An 18,450-nucleotide genomic window follows, 5' to 3' on the forward strand; every position below is an offset into this window, starting at 1 on the left:
TGGGGGTAATAAAATGAATGTTAAACCGTTACAAGCAAAAGATGTGGCAGAGAAAGTTTTATTCGGAGAGTTATTCATTTTAGATGTTCGTAATGAGACGGATTATGAAGATTGGAAAATTGAAGGGAAACAAGTTTCTTCTATTAATAAACCTTACTTTGACTTGTTAGATGGTGTAGATCATATTGTAAGTGAATTACCTAAAGATAAAGATGTTTTAGTAGTATGTGCAAAAGAAGGGTCTTCTATATTTGTGGCAGAGCAATTAACAGAGGCGGGATTACAAAATATTTATTATTTAGCTGGTGGCATGAAAGCTTGGAGTGAATATGTAAAGCCTATAAAAGTTGGAGATTTAAAAAATGGCGGAAGTATGTATCAGTTTAACCGCCTAGGAAAAGGCTGTTTATCTTATATGGTCGTTTCAAACGGTGAAGCAGCAGTTATTGATGCGGTAAGGACAGCCGAGGCATATGAAGAGTTTGCGAAAGAGCATGGCGTTACGATTAAGAATGTAATGGATACACATTTACATGCAGACCATATTTCTGGAGGACGTAAGTTAGCGGAAAAAGTAGGGGGTACGTATTGGTTACCGCCAAAAGATGCGGAGGAAGTCGTTTTCTCATACGAACCGCTCGTTGAAGGATCTGTTATTACGGTGGGGGGTACTAAAATTGAAATTGACGCGTTATACTCACCAGGGCATACGATTGGAAGTACGTCATTCATTGTAGATGATTCTTATTTATTATCAGGCGATATTTTATTTGTAGATTCAATTGGGCGTCCTGATCTTGCTGGTAAGGCTGAAGATTGGGTGAGTGATTTACGTAATACTTTGTATAGCCGATATAAAGAGCTATCTCAAAATTTAGTTGTGTTACCGGCTCATTATTCAAAAATAAGTGAAATGAACGAAAGTGGTATTGTTAGTGCAAAATTAAAAGATTTATTTGAGCATAATGCAGGATTAAATATTGAGGATGAGGGAGAGTTCCGTAAAGTTGTAACAGAAAACTTACCACCTCAGCCAAATGCATATGAAGAAATTCGTCAAACCAATATGGGTAAAATTCACCCAAGTGTGGATAAAGAGCGTGAAATGGAGATTGGTCCAAATCGTTGTGCAGTGCACGAATAATGAAATAAATAAAAAATGGAGGAATTGATGATGAATATAAAACAAGTGTTAGATGCGAAAGGTTTAGCATGTCCAATGCCGATTGTAAGAACAAAGAGAGCAATGGATACTTTGCAAACTGGAGAAGTGTTAGAAATACATGTAACGGATAAAGGGTCAGTTAAGGATATTCCAGCGTGGGCAAATAAATGTGGCCATGACATCGTAAAGCTTGAAGAAGAAGGCGATGTGCTGAAGTTTTGGATTAGGAAGGCGTAGTGAAGCAATAGTTTTGTAAATATAGAGAGGTTGGTTATATGAACACAATATTAAGTACGCTTTTCATTGTACTTGCTGCATGGTTTGTTATTTCACGATTTTTACCAGTGAAAGGTGTTCAAAATATAAATGGCAAAGAATTGAAAAGTATAGTGGGGAAAAAGGGGAAGTATTTTATTGATGTCCGTACAGTAGGTGAATATAGAGGGAATCATATGAAAGGCTTTCAAAATATCCCCCTAAATGATCTAGCAAGTAAGGCGAATCAATTAGATAAGAATAAGGAAGTAATCGTTATTTGCCAAAGTGGAATGAGAAGTAAGCAAGCAGCAAAGGTATTGAAAAAACTAGGGTTTCAGCAAGTAATAAACGTTTCAGGTGGTATGAATGGTTTGTGAGGAGGAAATTTAAAATGAAAGAAATGACTACAAAAGAATTAGAAGAAAAATTGTTGCGTAAAGAAGCGGTAAATATTGTGGATGTACGTGAAGTAGAAGAAGTAGCTGAAGGGAAAATTCCAGAAGCATGTAATATTCCACTAGGACTATTAGAGTTTCGTATGCATGAATTAAATAAAAATCAGGAATATATTATCGTTTGTCGTTCAGGCGGGAGAAGTGCAAGAGCTGTTCAATTTTTAGAAAGTTACGGTTTTCAAGTAATCAATGTGGTAGGTGGTATGTTAGCTTGGGAAGGAAAAGTAGAATAGGGAGAAACAATTTTTATAAATAAAAATACCCCTATAGGTAATTGGAGGGAGAACAATATGGAACAACAGAAGAAAACAACAATCGTTTTATTTAGCGGAGATTACGATAAAGCAATGGCTGCTTATATTATTGCAAATGGCGCAGCGGCGTATGATCAAGAGGTAACTATTTTTCATACTTTCTGGGGATTAAATGCTTTAAGGAAAGATGAATATGTGAATGTAAAGAAAACATTTATAGAAAAAGTATTTGGAAGAATGATGCCACGCGGTGCTGATAAGATGGGGTTATCCAAAATGAATTTTGCTGGTATGGGACCAAAGATGATTAAAGGCATTATGAAAAAACATAATGCAATGCCTTTGCCAGATTTAATTGATTTGGCAAAAGAACAGGGGATTAAACTTGTAGCTTGTCAAATGACAGTAGATTTATTAGGGTTAAAAGAGGAAGAGATTATGGAAGGCGTAGAGTTTGCAGGTGTAGGGGCATATTTAGCAGATGCTTCGGATGGGAATGTAAACTTATTCATTTAAATCACCTTCTTTTTAGAAGGCGGGGGATGTAAGATGAGCTTAGTCGTATTACTTTTTATAATTGGGTTTATAGGATCATTTATATCAGGAATGGTTGGGATTGGTGGCGCGATTATTAATTATCCGATGATCTTATACATTCCAGTATTGCTAGGATTTACTGGCTATACGTCACATGAAGTGAGCGGTATTACAGCGGTACAAGTATTCTTTGCAACTTTTGCAGGCGCGTGGGCATACCGGAAAAGTAATGACATGAATAAAACGTTAGTTATGTATATGGGAGCTAGTATATTAATAGGAAGTTTTATAGGAAGTTTTAGTGCAAATCTATTAGATGAACACGCTGTAAATGTTGTTTATACAGTATTGGCGACCATTGCAGCTATGATGATGTTTGTACCGAAGAAAAATAATAGTGGAGCAGTTAAGTATAATAAATGGTTAGCAAGTGTGTTAGCGTTTATTGTAGGAGGTGTTTCGGGCATTATTGGAGCTGGAGGTGCGTTTCTTTTAGTTCCTATTATGCTAGTTATTTTAAAATTACCATTGCGCATGACGATAGCGACATCTATCGCTATTACGTTTATTTCCTCAGTAGGGATTACGACTGGAAAAGTGATTACTGGACAAGTAGTTATCATTCCAGCTCTAATTATTGCGGTTGCAAGTATATTTGCTGCGCCACTTGGAGCGCGAGTCGGGAAGAGGATAAATCAAAAAGTACTACAATATATGTTATCGATTTTAATTGTCGGCACTGCTATTAAGATGTGGATTGATATGATATCGAAATAAAAGGATGGGCTGCTTGCAGCCCATCCTTTTATTTATGCCCAAATAACTTTCATTAAGTTTTTATATTCGTCATTCGCTAATTTATATAGCATTCTCGTATGTTCAAAGACAAGTGCTGGATTAAAGTTTGGTTCTGAGAATGCAAGAGATGTTGAAATATCAATTGCATTTTGCTTATTTAATGTGAATTTTGCAAAGCGATAAGATGTATTTAATTCATTGATGACATGTAAAATATCATTTGTTGATGTTGCATCAGGTACGTGAGCAACATTGAAGCAGTATATATCCACCGTAGGATGTTCGTTTTGGAAAGCAGCGATAAGTTGAATTTTTGCGCCAGCTTCAGTCTCTAATCCTACTGAAAAATGAACAGAGCCATCATTTTCATCTATATTTTCTTCCATGTATATATCGTTGGATTTTAAGTAGTCTTTAAAATCTGAGATGTTATGTTTTACTGCAGCTTTCATATGTATGAGCCCCCTGATAATTGGAATAGATTGCTACTATTTATTATAATTTAAAAATATTAAAAAAGATAGTTAGAAAGTTCTGATTTTTAATTCTGAAGAAATAAAAAGAAGCCGTACTCTACCTCCATAGAGTACGGCTTCTTTACTATTCATTGTCGTTAGACGATGTTTCTGTATCTTCACTGCTATTTTTGTTCTTATTTTTCACTTCATGGTTACTTGATTCGCGTTCACTTGAATTTTCAGACTTAGATTCTTTTGTCTTTTTCGAATCAGAGTCTGAGTCAAACTTTGTATATGCAGGTAGTCCAAGATGAGTACGAAGTTCATTTGTAACATTAGCTAATTCTTTTTTATCTGGATTGTAGTAGTAAGTTCGACCACCACCAGCAGATTTGCTACAAGTATCGTCACCTTTTGCCATATAGCAATCATCACCTTGGATTTGTAATTTCTCAATTTCCGAATCCGATCCATATTTATAGAATGAAAGCATATCATCAAATGTTAAGTTTGTAACGAATTGGCCGTTAATATCATCAATGATGTTGCCAACTTTTGTTACAGAACCAACACTAGTTAGTTTCTTTAAAATAGCCTCGATAACGAGTTGTTGACGTTGTCCACGCATTGCATCACTATCGATGTGTCTTGTTCTAGCAAGAGCAAGAGCTTCTTCGCCATTTAGCTTTTGAACACCTTTTTCTAGGTGAATAGCCTCAGCATTATCATTGCTATCTTGCTCAGTAAATTCAACTGGTACATCAACTTCAACACCGCCCAAGTCATCGACGATTTTTATAAATGATTTAAAGTTGAATTTTACAAAATAATCGACAGGAACATTCATTAATTTTTCAACTGCATCAATGCTTGCTTGTGGTCCACCATTTTTTCCGTTTTTAGCAGAACCGAATGCATGAGCGTGTGTAATTTTATCTTTTTTCTTTTCTATTGGAATATAAGTATATGTGTCACGTGGGATACTTAATAGTTTAACAGTTTTGCTATCTTTATTAAATGTTGCAAGTAAAAGCGCGTCTGTTCTTATAGCTTCACCATATTCTTTTCCACGGACATCGCTTTCATCAACACCCATTATTAAAACAGAGACGTTGTTTGTAATAGGTTTTACAGCCTTATCACGTAAATCAGATTTATCACCGCGTGCTAAATCGTGTGCGGCATTTCGAACAGCAGAAGATGCTTTATTTACTAAAAACCAAGTATAACCGCCGCCTATTAATAAAACGAATAATATAGCGCTTATAATAATTTTTATTTTTTTCTTATTTTTTTTCGGTTTATTGCGTGTATTTTCTTGCAAAGATGGGTTTTGCTCCATTTCCTGTACTCCTTCATTTGGATTGAAATACGACACTCATATCCACTTATTATAATGAAATTTAGCGAAAAAAAACATTACAAAACATTTACATTTCGTAAAAATTCAATATATTTATAAAAAGTCAGATTTTCTATATTATATTTTTGAGATGTAGAATAAGTATAAGTTGTTTTAGTAGAAATGAAAATATATATTGTGAGAAAGTGATAGAGAAGTAAGATTTGTTGAAATATAGCCAAGAAGAGATGAGTAAGCTTACTTATTTCTTCTATATAATAAAGAAGAATTTGACGGATAAAGGAGAGAGCATAATGAATCATACATCATTCCGAGCAATCGTTGTGAACGAAAAGGAAAATCATCAGTTTGTAAGAAAAGTTGTTGAGAGAGAAGTAAGTAGTTTACCTGAGGGAGACGTATTCATACAAGTTCATTATTCTTCATTAAATTATAAAGATGCTCTTTCAGCTACTGGTAATAAGGGTGTTACGAGAACATATCCTCATACGCCAGGAATTGATGCTGCAGGAGTGGTTGTGAGTAGTGAAGATGCTACCATTAAAGCAGGAGATCAAGTTATTGTAACGGGATATGACTTAGGTATGAATACCTCTGGTGGTTTCGGAGAATATATTCGCGTGCCATCATCTTGGGTCGTTCCTTTACCGGAAGGAATGTCATTAAAGGAAAGTATGATGTATGGGACAGCAGGTTTTACTGCGGCTTTGTCGGTATATAAGCTTATTGGAGCAGGAGTCAAGCCGAGTATGGGAGATGTTTTAGTAACGGGTGCTACAGGCGGCGTAGGGAGTGTAGCTGTTAGTATATTAAGTAAGCTAGGGTTTAACGTAGTAGGAGCGACAGGAAAAATGGAAGAGGAAGATATGCTACTACGTCTAGGAGCGAAAAAAGTGATTCATCGCGCGGAATTGAATGATGAATCAGGAAGACCGATGTTAAAAGGGATATACGCGGGAGTTATCGATACTGTAGGTGGACATATGCTAGAAACAGCTTTAAAAACAGTAAAGTATGGTGGTTGTGTAACGACATGCGGTAATGTGGCAGGCCAGGAACTACAAACAACGGTATATCCGTTTATTTTAAGAGGTATAAGCCTTTTAGGGATAGATTCCGTGCAATGCCCAGTAGATGTGAGAAGAGATGTTTGGACGCTTTTAGCGAAAGAATGGGGAAATAAAGAGTTACTATCTTATACAGAAGAATGTACATTAGAAGAATTAGAGAAGAAGTTTGCACTTATATTGCAAGGAAAGTTAAAAGGAAGAACAGTTGTTAAAATATAATGAAAAAAGAGACGCTTAAGTTAGCGTCTCTTTCTTATTATAATGATTGTTTTAGATTGATTTTTCCTTGTTCACCTAAAACACCGTCAGCGATATTTACAGCGTGATCGCCAATGCGCTCTAAGTTACTTACCATATCGACGAAGATGATACTTGCATCACCTGAACAGCTGCGTTCGTTTAGACGTAATACGTGACGTTTACGAAGAACACGTTCCATTTGGTCGATTTTGCGTTCTTTGGCAATAACAGTTTGAGCTAGTTCAGTATCGAAGTTTGTTAAAGCTTCAACTGAGTCTTGCAGTGTTGAAATTGTTAACTCAAGCATTTCGTTTAATTCAGCTAATGCTTCATCTGATAGTGAAACACGGTTTGAAATTTGGAAATCTACAAGTTCTACAAGGTTTTCTACATGATCACCGACACGTTCAATATCTCCAACAACACCTGCTAAAACAGAATGTTTTTCAGAATCCGTAGGTGAAAGTGGCTTTTCTGATAGTAAAACTAAATACTCGGTAATTTTTTTATCTAAATTGTTAATAGCTCCTTCTAATTGAGTAGCCATGTTTGCGTGTTTTTTGTCTTGTGTATTTAAAAATTGATTTGCTTCTTTTAATCCATGTAATGAGAACTCAGCCATACGGATAATCTCTTTTTGAGCTTCAGTTAAAGCGATGGCTGGAGATTGTTCAATAAAGATTGGATTTAAATGTTGTGGTTTGAAGTCAATCGCTGCATCTTCACCACGAATAATTTTTGTTACGATCCATGCTAACACTGCAATGAACGGGAATTGAATGATTGTATTTGTTACGTTAAATGTTCCGTGTGCAAATGCAATAGTCATTTCTGGATTCAAGTTTAATGATGTTTGGAAATATTGAATTAAACTTGTAAATGGTATTAATAAAATTGTAAAGATAATTGTACCGATAATATTAAAGATAACGTGAACTAATGCTGCACGTCTTGCTGCAATTGAAGTACCGATTGCTGCTAATACAGCTGTAATTGTTGTACCGATGTTATCACCGAATAATACAGGAAGAGCTGCTTGTAAATCGATTGCACCTTGACCGAATAGTTCTTGTAAAATACCGATTGTTGCACTTGAACTTTGTACAATTAAAGTAAAGACTGTACCGACAACAATTCCTAAAATTGGATTATCACTCATGCTCACTGTTAATTCTTGGAATGATTCTAAAGAACGAAGAGGTTTCATACCTGCGCTCATTAATTCTAAACCGAAGAATAACATACCAAAACCGAATACAACTTGACCTACAGAATGTACTTTTTTATTTTTAAAGAAGAATAGTAAGATTGCTCCAACTGCCATAACTGGGAGAGCATATTCTCCGATTTTAATTCCGATAATAAATGCAGTAACTGTCGTACCGATGTTTGCACCCATAATAACACCGATTGCTTGTCTTAATGTCATAAATCCGGCACTTACAAGTCCGACTGTTAAAGCGGTTGTTCCTGAACTGGATTGGATTAATACAGTAACTAACATACCTGCTAGTACACCCATAAGTGGGTTTGTTGTAAAACGATCTAGAATATCGCGAAGACGATCTCCAGCTGCTTGTTGCAGTCCATCGCCCATGTATTTAATCCCGAATAAGAAAATACCTAATCCACCAATGAACTGGAAGATCATATCTTGAACATTATATTCCACGCATTCCACTCCTTAAATTTCATGTACGATGTAATTATTAACTGAACCTTGAGTCACTGTAAACGGTTTGCTAGTAAAATTTACACTAAATTTACAAAGGGAATAAAAGTTTACAATCCCTTAAAGAAACAACTGCATTTCATTGGTTTTTATCTTGTATAAATCTTAATTTTGTAAAGAAATCACACTTTTTAGAATAATATTGTTCAGTCGAATATCGAGGAAAGTATCTGCGAGTTCATCGTATATTTTTTGATGAAAGTTAAGAAAATATGTAGGGAAATGCATGTAGTTTATAACAGTAACTTGAGGGGAAACAATTCTTTTAACACGATAAAAAAAGCCACTGAATTATCCAGCAGCTTTTTCCGTGTTTTTATCGCCATGCTTTTGTTTTCTTATGCTTGTAATGTAAATGAAGAGAAAAGCAATAAGTAATAGAGAGGAATAACGATATACAGTTGCATAGTTTGTAAAATGAGCAATAAATCCAAATATAATCGCTCCAGCGCCGATTCCAAGGTCAAATGCGGAGAAGAATGTAGCCGTTGCTACGCCGCGTCGATGCGGTGCTACGCGGTCAATCATCCATGCTTGTAGTGCAGGTTGGATCGCTCCAAAACCACTTCCGTAACATGCTGCAGCAATAATTAAGCTCGGAATTGTCGTCGTATACGACAATAAAATAATACCTGTAAACGTTATAATAACTCCCGGAATGATGACGAATGTATGGCCTTTCGCATCATATAGCTTTCCAGAGAATGGACGAGTCACAGCAATTGCTAGTGCGTTACATAAAAAGAAGAGACTAATATCAGCTATGCCGACTTCTGTAGCAAATAGTGTGATAAAACTTCCGATTCCTCCGTACATTAATGTAATACATAATATTAATAATGAAGGAAGTAAAGCTTTACGCTCAATAAATCCATCGAGAAAAGTACTAGATGATTGTTGTGGAGGCTGTTTCGTTTTTTGGATTTGAAGTAGTTTCGTTAATATTAATGAAACAATTGTGCACGATAATGCACATAAAAAAAGAATTGTGAAGTTATATGTTTGCATAAGCCATAGTCCGATAAGTGGACCGAGGGCCATTGCAATTGTTCCAGAAAGGCCAAAATATCCCATGCCTTCTCCGCGGCGAGCTGAGGGAATTAAATCAGAAACGACAGTTCCATATGTAGTCGTTGTAATACCGAAACCAGCTCCGTGCAAAATACGAACAGCAAGCAAGAGAAAAATAGTTGAGGCGAAAAGGTAACTGCCCATAGCGAGTAAACAGATAGCAGTACCGATCATTAAAATGATTTTTTTATTGAATTTTTGCAAGGCGTTCCCAGTTAGCGGTCTAACAAAAAGTGCCGCAACGGTAAACATGCCGACAACAAATCCGATATTTGAACTTGTGCCACCAATTTCTTTCACATAAACAGGTAAGGTTGGAATTAACATTTGAAACCCTAAAAACATACATAAGTTTGCAAAAATTAAAGCAACAAACTCTTTTGTCCATAACGGTTCTCGTTTTACGAGTATTGCTTCTCCCATATATTCATCCCCTATATAAAATTTTCTCTTTTCTTTCGAGTATATGTATTGGCCAATGCAACAGTCAAGGAAGGTGTCTTGAAAACGGATAACAATTTTTAAGGTGAAAAACTGACAAATTTGTGTAAAGGCTACACAACTATGAAAAAAAGATGTAAAGTATAGATGTATAGACTTGTAGGTGTTAAGAATGATAGAAATTGTTTTTTCTTTAAAGAAAGCGGATTCAAAGGAGTAGTGAACAAGAAGGGGATATATACTTTTTCACTACATATATTTGAAAAGGTTTACAATATGATGAAGAAAGAGGCGTGTACATATGAGACGATTAGGTATTTCTATTTATCCAGAACATTCAACAGTAGAGAAAGATAAGGAGTATTTAACATTAGCAAGTAAATATGGGTTTACACGTGTGTTCACATGTTTATTATCTGTGGATGGAGAAAAAGAGAAAATTATTGAAGAATTTAAAGAAACGATCTCACATGCGAATGCATTAGGGTTCCAAGTATTAGTGGATATTAGTCCATCTGTTTTTGAACAATTAGGTATTTCGTATAATGATTTATCATTCTTCCATGAATTGGGTGCGTACGGTATTCGTTTAGATGTTGGTTTTTCAGGATTAGAAGAATCAATTATGACTTATAATCCGTATGGTTTGAAAATTGAGATTAATATGAGCAATGGTACGAAGTATGTAGATAACATTATGAGTCATAGACCAAATCGTGAAAATTTAATTGGTTGTCATAATTTTTATCCGCATCGTTATTCAGGGTTATCATACGATCATTTCATTAAATGCTCGAAACAATTTAAAGATTACGGTATGAGAACGGCTGCTTTTATTTCATCATTTGATGCAACATATGGACCTTGGCCAGTAACAGAAGGGTTATGTACATTAGAGCAGCATCGTGAATTACCGATGACAACACAGGCGAAACATTTATTCGCGACGGAATTAATTGATGATGTTATTATTGCAAACGCATATGCGTCAGAAGAAGAATTACAAGCACTAGGTGCATTAAATAAAGAGAAACAAACATTTGATATAGAAATATATGATACAACGACAGAACTAGAAAGAATTATCGTATTAAACGAACCACATTTTTATCGCGGAGATGTATCTGAATATATGATTCGTTCTACACAAAGTCGTGTGAAATATAAAAAAGAAGAGTTTAAACCTCATAATACGCGTGAAATTAAGCGTGGGGATTTATTAATTGATAATGAACAATATGGTCAGTATAAAGGCGAATTACAAATTGCATTAAAAGATATGGTGAATACAGGAAAAACAAATGTAGTTGGTCGAATTGTAGAAGAAGAGATTTTCTTACTAGACTATTTACAAGCATGGGATAAATTCGGATTTACATTAAAGAAATAGAGAGAATATAAAGGGGAAAAACTACTGATTTCAGCAGCTTTTCCCCCTTTATATATAAAGAGCGAGAGGAAGAGCTATGACAAAGGTGCATCAGCGATTAATTTCCATTTTAGAGGAATTTTTAGAAGAGAAATCGATGTTAAATCGAGCTTTTTTAGCGGGCCGTTTACATGTATCGACGAAGACGATTCAAAAGGATATAAAATTATTAAATGATATATTGGAAGAAAATGGAGCGAAAATCGAATCGCAAAGAGGGACTGGGTACGAATTAGAAATTATACAAAAGAAGAAATTTGAAGACTTTTGTGTGAGTCTATTTCAAAAACAGACGGAAAAGATCCCAACTTCTTATGAAGAAAGAATAGCGTACATTCTGCAGCGTGTTTTAATGACAGAGGGATATGTGAAGCTTTCAGAATTAGCGGAAGAGATGTATGTGAGCAAATCAACGGTCAATTTAATTATGAAAGATGTTACAGATATATGTGGTCGCTATAAATTACAAATTGAGAAGAGACCGTATTATGGTATACGTATTGTTGGAGAGGAATTTAATATTCGTTCTTGTTTATCACAATATGGTTTACCGCGTTATGACCATACTCCGTTTCATGAGCAATTTGAGCAGACGGAGACATATTTATCGCTACCGCATATATCACTCATTCGTTCAATTATATTAAAGTATATTGAAGGCGGAACAATATATTTATCTGATATAGAAATTGATAATTTAGTCATTCATATTGCAATCGCATTAAAGCGTTGTCAAAGTCAACATTATATGAAAGGACTGCATGCGGAGCAATCAGAACTTATAATAAAGAAAGAATATACAATTGCGAAGCAGATTTTAGGAGATTTAGAGAAAGCGTTAAAATTTTCATTTCCAGAAGAAGAAGTATTATATGTGACGATGCATTTATTAAGTACTGCTGTTACAACGAGAAATCGCTATGAAAATATAGAAGAGCTATTAGGGAAAGATATATATGCATTTATGCAACATATTCTTTTTAAAGTAGCGGAAGAACGGAATCTTATTTTTTATTATGATGAAGAATTATTATTTGGATTTGGTATTCATTTAAAAACGTTATTAAATCGTTTGAAGTATAAGTTAAATACGAGAAATCCTCTTTTGGCAGAAGTGAAAAAGAATTATCCGTATGCTTTTGAAATTGCGGTTCTCGTTGGAGATATCATTGGTGAATATACGGGTGAATCGATCCCTGAAAGTGAAATTGGTTATATTGCAATTCACTTCGGTGGAGCTATGAGCCGTTTGCAGGAGCAAAATCAAAAGAAAAGATGCTTATTAGTTTGTGCGACTGGTCAAGGAAGTGCCCAACTATTAAAATATAAAATTTTATCACAGTTCCGAGATAAATTAGAGATTGTAGGTATTACAGGCTATTATCAATTGAAAGTAGAAGATCTTTATAAAGAAAAAATAGATTGTATTATTAGTACGATTCATATACCGAGTGGCTTGCCTGTTCCAGTTATAAAAGTGAATTCAATATTTGATGATAAAGAGATTAAATCGATTGGTCAGCGGTTGTTTACGCATGTGAATACTAGTGTGCAGCCTTATATTAAGGAAGATTTAATCTTTTTAAATTATAGTGCTTCTACGAAAGAGGATGTTATTCAGTTTTTATGTGAGAAAGCTGCTGAGAAACGCTATGTACCAGAAAACTTTTATGCTTCTGTTATGGAAAGAGAAAATACGTCTCCGACAGCGGTTGGGAATTCAGTTGCAATCCCGCATCCGATGCAGTTATTAAGTGAGGAAACTTTTTTGATGTTTTGCACACTTGAAAAGGCTGTTGATTGGGGAGATAAAAAAGTACAAGTAATTATTTTATTTAGTGTAAAGCGCAATAATAATGAAGATTTGCAAAGGCTTTATGATTTTTTATATGATATTATGTCTAGTCAAACTACGATAGAGAAACTTACTCAGACCGAGGTAATTGAAGATTTTCAAGAGATTTTATTATCATTTTGAAAAAGTATATAAAAACTTCCGTTACATAACGGAAGTTTTTTATGTTTAATTGTATGCGTTTTCATAATAAGATGGAAATATAGAAAACATATAGCTTGGGGGAATTTAAAATGGCTGATATGCAAACTCCATTTGCGTTAATTTTACATGGTGGCAATGCGAGAAGTGCGGCGCTTGAAGCAATTGCTTTTGCAAGACAAGGAGATTTCGGGAATGCCGGTGAAAAGATGAAACTTGCTAGTGAGGAAATTTCAGCAGCGCATCGTATTCAAACGGATTTAATTCAAGAAGAGGCAAGAGGAAATCATGCAGAAATTAGTTTACTGTTGGTGCACGCACAAGATCATTTAATGAATGCAATTACAGTGAAAGAACTGGCTGAAGAATTTATTGCTCTTCATAAACGAGTAGAAGAGAAAGTGACCGTATAAGATGTACATTTTATTATGTTGTGCAGCAGGTATGTCAACGAGTATGGTCGTAAGAAAAATGCAAGAAGAGGCAAAGAAACAGGGGAAGAATTATAAAATTAAGGCAGTTGATTCAGAACTAGTGAAGCTTGAAATTAAGGAAGCCGATGTCGTTTTAATTGGCCCACAGGTGAAATATTTATTCCCAGCTGTAGAGTTTCTTGCAAATTCATACAATATACCAGTTGCGATTATAGACCAACGAGATTATGGCATGTGTGATGGTTTGAAGGTGCTTAAGCAAGCAGAACAATTAGTTTTAGCATAATTATATCTTTTCAAATATAAACGTTATAATGTTATAAAGTTTATTTCGTTCTTTTATAGTAGAGAGAAAGAGGAGGGCTATTGATGAATGGGTTTATGAGTTTTATGGAACAAAAGATTATGCCAACAACGCAAAGAATTGCAGGACAACGACATTTATTAGCAATTCGAAACGGGGTTATTTCTACATTACCGTTAACGATCGTCGGATCATTTTTTGTTATCTTTTTAAATTTACCAATTGATGCATATATGGAATGGATCGCACCGTTTCGTCATATTTTAGATATTCCATTTCGATTTACAGTAGGACTAATGGCATTATACGCAGCGTTTGGTGTAGGGGCTTCGCTCGCGAACTTTTATCAGCTCAATCAGTTAAGTGCAGGGTTATTATCTGTACTCGCCTTTTTACTAGCATCAGTTGAACCAATTCAAATTACGAAAGCTGTACCAGGTGTTATTGATGCAGGGAGATATATTTCAGTAGGAACATTAAGTGCAACGTCTTTATTCGGCGCAATTGTTACAGCATTAATTGCAGTAGAAATTTATCATTTTATGATTAAGCATAATATCTCCATTAAATTACCAGATAGTGTACCACCAGCAGTTTCAAATTCGTTTGCAGCATTAATTCCAACATTAGCAGTTATTCTTTTATTCTGGGGCATTCGCTACGGTTTGAAATTTGATGTGAATACAACGATCACATATTTAATCGCACCATTAAAATCAGTATTAGTAGGAAATAATTTATTCGGTGGTTTATTAACAGTATTCTTAATCGTGTTCTTTTGGTCATTCGGTATACATGGACCGGCGATTTTAGGACCAATTATTCGTCCGATGTGGGATTCAGCAATCCTTGAAAATATGGAAGTATTCACGGCTACAGGAAATGCACATCAGTTACCAAACTTATTTACAGAGCAATTCATTCAATGGTTTGTATGGATTGGCGGATCAGGTTCAACGTTAGCTTTAGTAATTATGTTTATGTTCTCTAAATCTAAGTTCCTAAAAGAGTTAGGTAGATTATCATTCGTACCAGGTTTATTCAATATTAACGAACCAATTATTTTTGGGGCACCGATTGTAATGAACCCAATTCTAATTATTCCGTTCGTTATTACACCGTTAGTGACAACGACAGTATCATATTTTGCAGTTGTTTCAGGTATGATTCCACTTATGATGGCGAAACTGCCATTTACGATGTTAGCACCAATTGCAGCGGTAATTAGTACGGACTGGACAATTATGGCTGGTGTACTTGTACTTGTTAACTTTGTCATCTCATTCGTTATTTACTATCCATTCTTCAAAATGTATGAGAAACAACAATTAGCAGGGGAGGAGAAAACAGAATGCTCGGAGCAATTATCATCTTAATTACATTCGTGGTCGGACAGTGTATTGCCCATTATTCGAAATGGGTACAAAGTAAATCTTTATTAGTGTTACTACTAGTATCAGTTTTATTTATCGGTTGTTCAATGGGTGCATATGTAATGTTAGGATTGCAATCACCGTACGTAATTATTGTACCTACAATTTTATGTGCAACGTGTTTATCTGCAAAATATAGATTTACGAGCATGGCATTAATACAACGTGTGAAGGAGATGCAAAAGCATGGAGCGTAAATTAGGAATTTCACTTTATCCAGAACATTCAACGAAAGAAAAAGATATGGCTTATATTTCCGCAGCGGCACGACACGGTTTCTCAAGAATATTTACTTGTTTGTTATCTGTGAATCGTCCGAAAGAAGAAATTGTAGCTGAATTTAAAGAGATTATCAATCACGCAAAAGATAACAATATGGAAGTTATTTTAGATGTAGCTCCAGCTGTGTTTGATCAGCTTGGTATTAGTTATAGCGATCTATCATTTTTCGCAGAATTAGGCGCAGACGGTATTCGTTTAGATGTAGGTTTTGACGGATTAACGGAAGCGAAAATGACGAATAATCCGTACGGTTTAAAAATTGAGTTAAATGTAAGTAACGATATTGCGTACTTAGAAAATATTCTTTCGCATCAAGCGAATAAATCAGCTTTAATTGGTTGCCATAATTTTTATCCGCAAAAATTCACTGGTCTTCCATACGATTATTTCATTCGCTGTAGTGAACGCTTTAAAAAGCATGGTATTCGCAGTGCAGCCTTTATTACATCACATGTCGCAAACATCGGTCCATGGGATATTAACGATGGATTATGTACATTAGAAGAGCATCGTAATTTACCAATTGAAGTACAAGCGAAGCATTTATGGGCAACAGGGTTAATTGATGATGTCATTATCGGAAATGCTTATGCGAGTGAGGAAGAGTTAGAGAAACTAGGAAACTTAAATCGCTACATGTTACAGCTAAAAGTGCACTTTGTAGAAGAAGCGACTGAAGTAGAGAAGAGAGCTACGCTGCAAGAATTACACGTAAGGCGCGGCGACATAACAGAGTATATGGTACGTTCTACAGAAGTACGTAAAAAGTACAAAGATTATGACTTCCCAGTGCGTGAAAGTGTGCTGCAGGAAAGAGGGCAAGTTGTAATTGGAAACAATTCATTTGGTAAGTATAAAGGTGAACTGCAAATCATTCTGAAAGAAATGCCGATAGATGAACGGAAAAATATTGTCGGTACAATTGCAGAAGAGGAGTTATTCTTACTAGATTATGTAGGAGCTTGGACGCAGTTTACTTGTGTGGAATAGGGAAGATAGGGGGCGTTCCAAATTTTGGACCGCCTTTTTAATATTAAAGTACTTTTAACGTCAAAATTTGTCGGTAAATCGATATCTCTTGTCGAATCGTTGATATATTATAAGTTACGATAGATATATTCGAAAAATCGTTGATATATTGTAGGTTACGATAGATATATTTGAAAAATCGTTGATATAATTTCATTTACTATGTTATTTTTCAGTAGTTTAATAGAGTAAAAAAAGAGCCAGTCTCAACGATGAGACTGGCTCTTTTTTATAACTAGTTTAATACTTTAACTGTAACTGTTTTACGTCCCCAGCTACTTGATGAACCTTTATCTGGCATTAAAACGTCGATTTTATTACCTTTAATAGCTCCACCAGTATCACCAGCGATTGCTACTCCGTAACCTTCAACCCATACTTTTGAACCTAATGGAATGACACTTGGATCAACTGCAATTAGTTTCATGTTTGGATTAGCTGTTAAGTTGTGGCCTAAAGCTGATTTTACTTGGTCGCCTGCTTTATAACCATTTTCAAGTGGATCTGCTGTGTAAGCTGTTGCTACAACACGTAACTCACGAGAAGATGATGGTGTACTTGTTTCAGTTTCTTTTGCAACAGGTTGTTGTGTAGCTGGTTTTTGAGCTTTAGCCGCTTCTTGAGCCTTAGCCGCTTCACGAGCTTCAGCTGCTTCTTGAGCCTTAGCTGCTTCACGAGCTTCAGCTGCCTCTTGAGCTTTAGCTGCTTCACGAGCTTTAGCTGCTTCTTGAGCCTTAGCCGCTGCTTGAGCTTCAGCATCTGCTTGAGCTTTAGCTGCTTCACGAGCTTTAGCTGCCTCTTGAGCTTTAACTTCTGCTTGAGCTTCAGCATCTGCCTGAGCTTTAGCTGCTTCTTGAGCCTTAGCTGCTTCACGAGCTTTAGCCGCTTCTTGAGCTTTAACTTCTGCTTGAGCTTCAGCTGCTTCGCGAGCTTTAGTTGCTTCCACTGCTTTAGCTTTTGCTTGAGTTTCAGCTACTTCCTGAGCTTTAGCTGCTTCACGAACTTTAGCTGTATCTTGAACTGTAGTCGTTTTTTCAACTTTAGCTACTGGTTGAACTTTAACTGGTGCTTTACCTGTTAAGTAAGGAACATGAACATAAGCTGTTTTTCCGTTATATTCAAATTGAATCCAATCATTTTGTACTTGGTGTGTTGTTTCAATTACATCATCTTTTTTCAACTTACCAAGAATCTCTGAGTCTGTGTTTGCCCCAGCACGTACGTTTAATACGTTTGCTGTTACGTAGTAAGTGTCTTTTGTATAGTCAGCGCTTATGAAAGCTTCTTTACCGCTATTCAATTGAACTTTTGACCAACCATTTTCTGTATGTAAAACATTTACTTTATATCCATCTAATAATTTTCCTACAACTTTTGATTCAGTAGTTGGGTTTTCTCGTACGTTTAGTACGTCAGTCGTTACGATTGTTTCTGCTTTAGCAGATGTTGTGAAAATCCCAAGACCAAAAACCGCTGCTGTTGCTATACCCATAAATTTTTTCATAATAGCCTCCATTGCATTTGTTTTCGTTGACCTCATTATAGCAACCATTATTTTCTTATTTGCGAAAAACATAAAATTACAAAGCTTTCGTAACGGGGCATTAATATTCTGTAACAATTCCATAAATATCCTGATAGCGCTTCCTTGTTGTTTTTTGGCGTATTAGGGCATATGAAACACAAAATGAGTAGTATTTC

At 35.5% G+C, this 18,450-nt stretch carries 19 protein-coding genes; 14 read left to right on the plus strand and 5 right to left on the minus strand.

Features of this window, described 5'->3' with window-relative positions:
- Positions 1 to 13: 13 nt before the first annotated feature.
- The 6 genes from ACTL4X_RS04120 to ACTL4X_RS04145 are packed head-to-tail and all read left to right on the plus strand — an operon-like array spanning position 14 to position 3,446.
- Positions 14 to 1,144 carry an MBL fold metallo-hydrolase gene (locus tag ACTL4X_RS04120; RefSeq protein ID WP_048655909.1) on the plus strand — a complete coding sequence of 377 codons (1,131 nt, stop codon included), beginning with the start codon at positions 14 to 16 and terminating at the stop codon, positions 1,142 to 1,144.
- A 27-nt stretch (positions 1,145 to 1,171) separates the two neighbouring features.
- A complete protein-coding gene (locus ACTL4X_RS04125; RefSeq protein ID WP_002182462.1) occupies positions 1,172 to 1,402 on the plus strand; it encodes a sulfurtransferase TusA family protein in 231 nt (76 codons plus the stop codon).
- Between the two features lie 38 nt (positions 1,403 to 1,440).
- Complete coding sequence (locus ACTL4X_RS04130) at positions 1,441 to 1,800, plus strand: rhodanese-like domain-containing protein (RefSeq protein WP_001092318.1); 360 nt, start codon at positions 1,441 to 1,443, stop codon at positions 1,798 to 1,800.
- Positions 1,801 to 1,814: 14 nt separating this feature from the next.
- Positions 1,815 to 2,111 (plus strand): rhodanese-like domain-containing protein, encoded by a 297-nt coding sequence (locus ACTL4X_RS04135; RefSeq protein ID WP_000661810.1) that lies wholly within the window; start codon positions 1,815 to 1,817, stop codon positions 2,109 to 2,111.
- 57 nt (positions 2,112 to 2,168) lie between these two features.
- The gene (locus tag ACTL4X_RS04140; protein ID WP_000437746.1) at positions 2,169 to 2,648 is read left to right on the plus strand and encodes a DsrE/DsrF/DrsH-like family protein; all 480 of its coding nucleotides are present in this window, start codon (positions 2,169 to 2,171) and stop codon (positions 2,646 to 2,648) included.
- A 33-nt stretch (positions 2,649 to 2,681) separates the two neighbouring features.
- Complete coding sequence (locus tag ACTL4X_RS04145) at positions 2,682 to 3,446, plus strand: sulfite exporter TauE/SafE family protein (RefSeq protein WP_048655908.1); 765 nt, start codon at positions 2,682 to 2,684, stop codon at positions 3,444 to 3,446.
- A 32-nt stretch (positions 3,447 to 3,478) separates the two neighbouring features.
- On the opposite strand, the gene ACTL4X_RS04150 is transcribed toward ACTL4X_RS04145, so the two are convergent.
- Both ACTL4X_RS04150 and ACTL4X_RS04155 read right to left on the minus strand, forming a co-directional pair.
- Positions 3,479 to 3,919, minus strand: coding sequence for a hypothetical protein (locus ACTL4X_RS04150; protein WP_000642362.1), 441 nt, complete (start codon positions 3,917 to 3,919; stop codon positions 3,479 to 3,481).
- A gap of 148 nt (positions 3,920 to 4,067) precedes the next feature.
- On the minus strand, positions 4,068 to 5,267 hold the full coding sequence (locus tag ACTL4X_RS04155) for an LCP family protein (RefSeq protein WP_048655907.1): 1,200 nt from the start codon (positions 5,265 to 5,267) through the stop codon (positions 4,068 to 4,070).
- Positions 5,268 to 5,581: 314 nt separating this feature from the next.
- On the opposite strand from ACTL4X_RS04155, the gene ACTL4X_RS04160 reads away from it, so the two are divergent.
- Complete coding sequence (locus ACTL4X_RS04160; protein ID WP_001016960.1) at positions 5,582 to 6,577, plus strand: YhdH/YhfP family quinone oxidoreductase; 996 nt, start codon at positions 5,582 to 5,584, stop codon at positions 6,575 to 6,577.
- A gap of 37 nt (positions 6,578 to 6,614) precedes the next feature.
- Here ACTL4X_RS04160 and ACTL4X_RS04165 read toward each other — a convergent pair whose 3' ends face one another.
- Both ACTL4X_RS04165 and ACTL4X_RS04170 read right to left on the minus strand, forming a co-directional pair.
- On the minus strand, positions 6,615 to 8,270 hold the full coding sequence (locus tag ACTL4X_RS04165) for a Na/Pi cotransporter family protein (protein ID WP_000456278.1): 1,656 nt from the start codon (positions 8,268 to 8,270) through the stop codon (positions 6,615 to 6,617).
- A gap of 351 nt (positions 8,271 to 8,621) precedes the next feature.
- Positions 8,622 to 9,824, minus strand: a complete 1,203-nt coding sequence (locus ACTL4X_RS04170) for an MFS transporter (RefSeq protein ID WP_000503239.1) — start codon at positions 9,822 to 9,824, stop codon at positions 8,622 to 8,624.
- Positions 9,825 to 10,143: 319 nt separating this feature from the next.
- Between ACTL4X_RS04170 and ACTL4X_RS04175 the strand changes: the two genes are divergently transcribed.
- From ACTL4X_RS04175 to ACTL4X_RS04205, 7 genes are all read left to right on the plus strand, one after another.
- Positions 10,144 to 11,232: a DUF871 domain-containing protein gene (locus ACTL4X_RS04175; protein WP_001253349.1), complete on the plus strand. Its 1,089-nt coding sequence runs from the start codon at positions 10,144 to 10,146 to the stop codon at positions 11,230 to 11,232.
- Between the two features lie 76 nt (positions 11,233 to 11,308).
- Entirely contained in the window at positions 11,309 to 13,249 is a 1,941-nt protein-coding gene (locus ACTL4X_RS04180; RefSeq protein WP_000169796.1) for a BglG family transcription antiterminator, read from the plus strand.
- Positions 13,250 to 13,359: 110 nt separating this feature from the next.
- Positions 13,360 to 13,680: a PTS lactose/cellobiose transporter subunit IIA gene (locus ACTL4X_RS04185; protein WP_000774631.1), complete on the plus strand. Its 321-nt coding sequence runs from the start codon at positions 13,360 to 13,362 to the stop codon at positions 13,678 to 13,680.
- A 1-nt stretch (position 13,681) separates the two neighbouring features.
- Positions 13,682 to 13,987 (plus strand): PTS sugar transporter subunit IIB, encoded by a 306-nt coding sequence (locus ACTL4X_RS04190; protein WP_000275642.1) that lies wholly within the window; start codon positions 13,682 to 13,684, stop codon positions 13,985 to 13,987.
- 83 nt (positions 13,988 to 14,070) lie between these two features.
- Positions 14,071 to 15,381, plus strand: a complete 1,311-nt coding sequence (locus ACTL4X_RS04195; protein WP_001013065.1) for a PTS sugar transporter subunit IIC — start codon at positions 14,071 to 14,073, stop codon at positions 15,379 to 15,381.
- Positions 15,357 to 15,635, plus strand: a complete 279-nt coding sequence (locus ACTL4X_RS04200; RefSeq protein WP_000900048.1) for a hypothetical protein — start codon at positions 15,357 to 15,359, stop codon at positions 15,633 to 15,635. Before ACTL4X_RS04195 ends, ACTL4X_RS04200 begins: the two co-directional genes overlap by 25 nt.
- On the plus strand, positions 15,625 to 16,710 hold the full coding sequence (locus ACTL4X_RS04205) for a DUF871 domain-containing protein (protein WP_441394986.1): 1,086 nt from the start codon (positions 15,625 to 15,627) through the stop codon (positions 16,708 to 16,710). The genes ACTL4X_RS04200 and ACTL4X_RS04205 overlap by 11 nt, the downstream gene beginning before the upstream one ends.
- Positions 16,711 to 16,984: 274 nt before the next feature.
- Here the strand turns inward: ACTL4X_RS04205 and entC are convergent, their stop codons facing one another.
- Entirely contained in the window at positions 16,985 to 18,376 is a 1,392-nt protein-coding gene (entC, locus tag ACTL4X_RS04210; RefSeq protein ID WP_025689753.1) for a cell wall-binding protein EntC, read from the minus strand.
- Positions 18,377 to 18,450: the final 74 nt, after the last annotated feature.

Origin of the sequence: Bacillus sp. RE35 (assembly GCF_052146655.1) — a bacterium.
Classification (GTDB): domain Bacteria; phylum Bacillota; class Bacilli; order Bacillales; family Bacillaceae_G; genus Bacillus_A; species Bacillus_A cereus.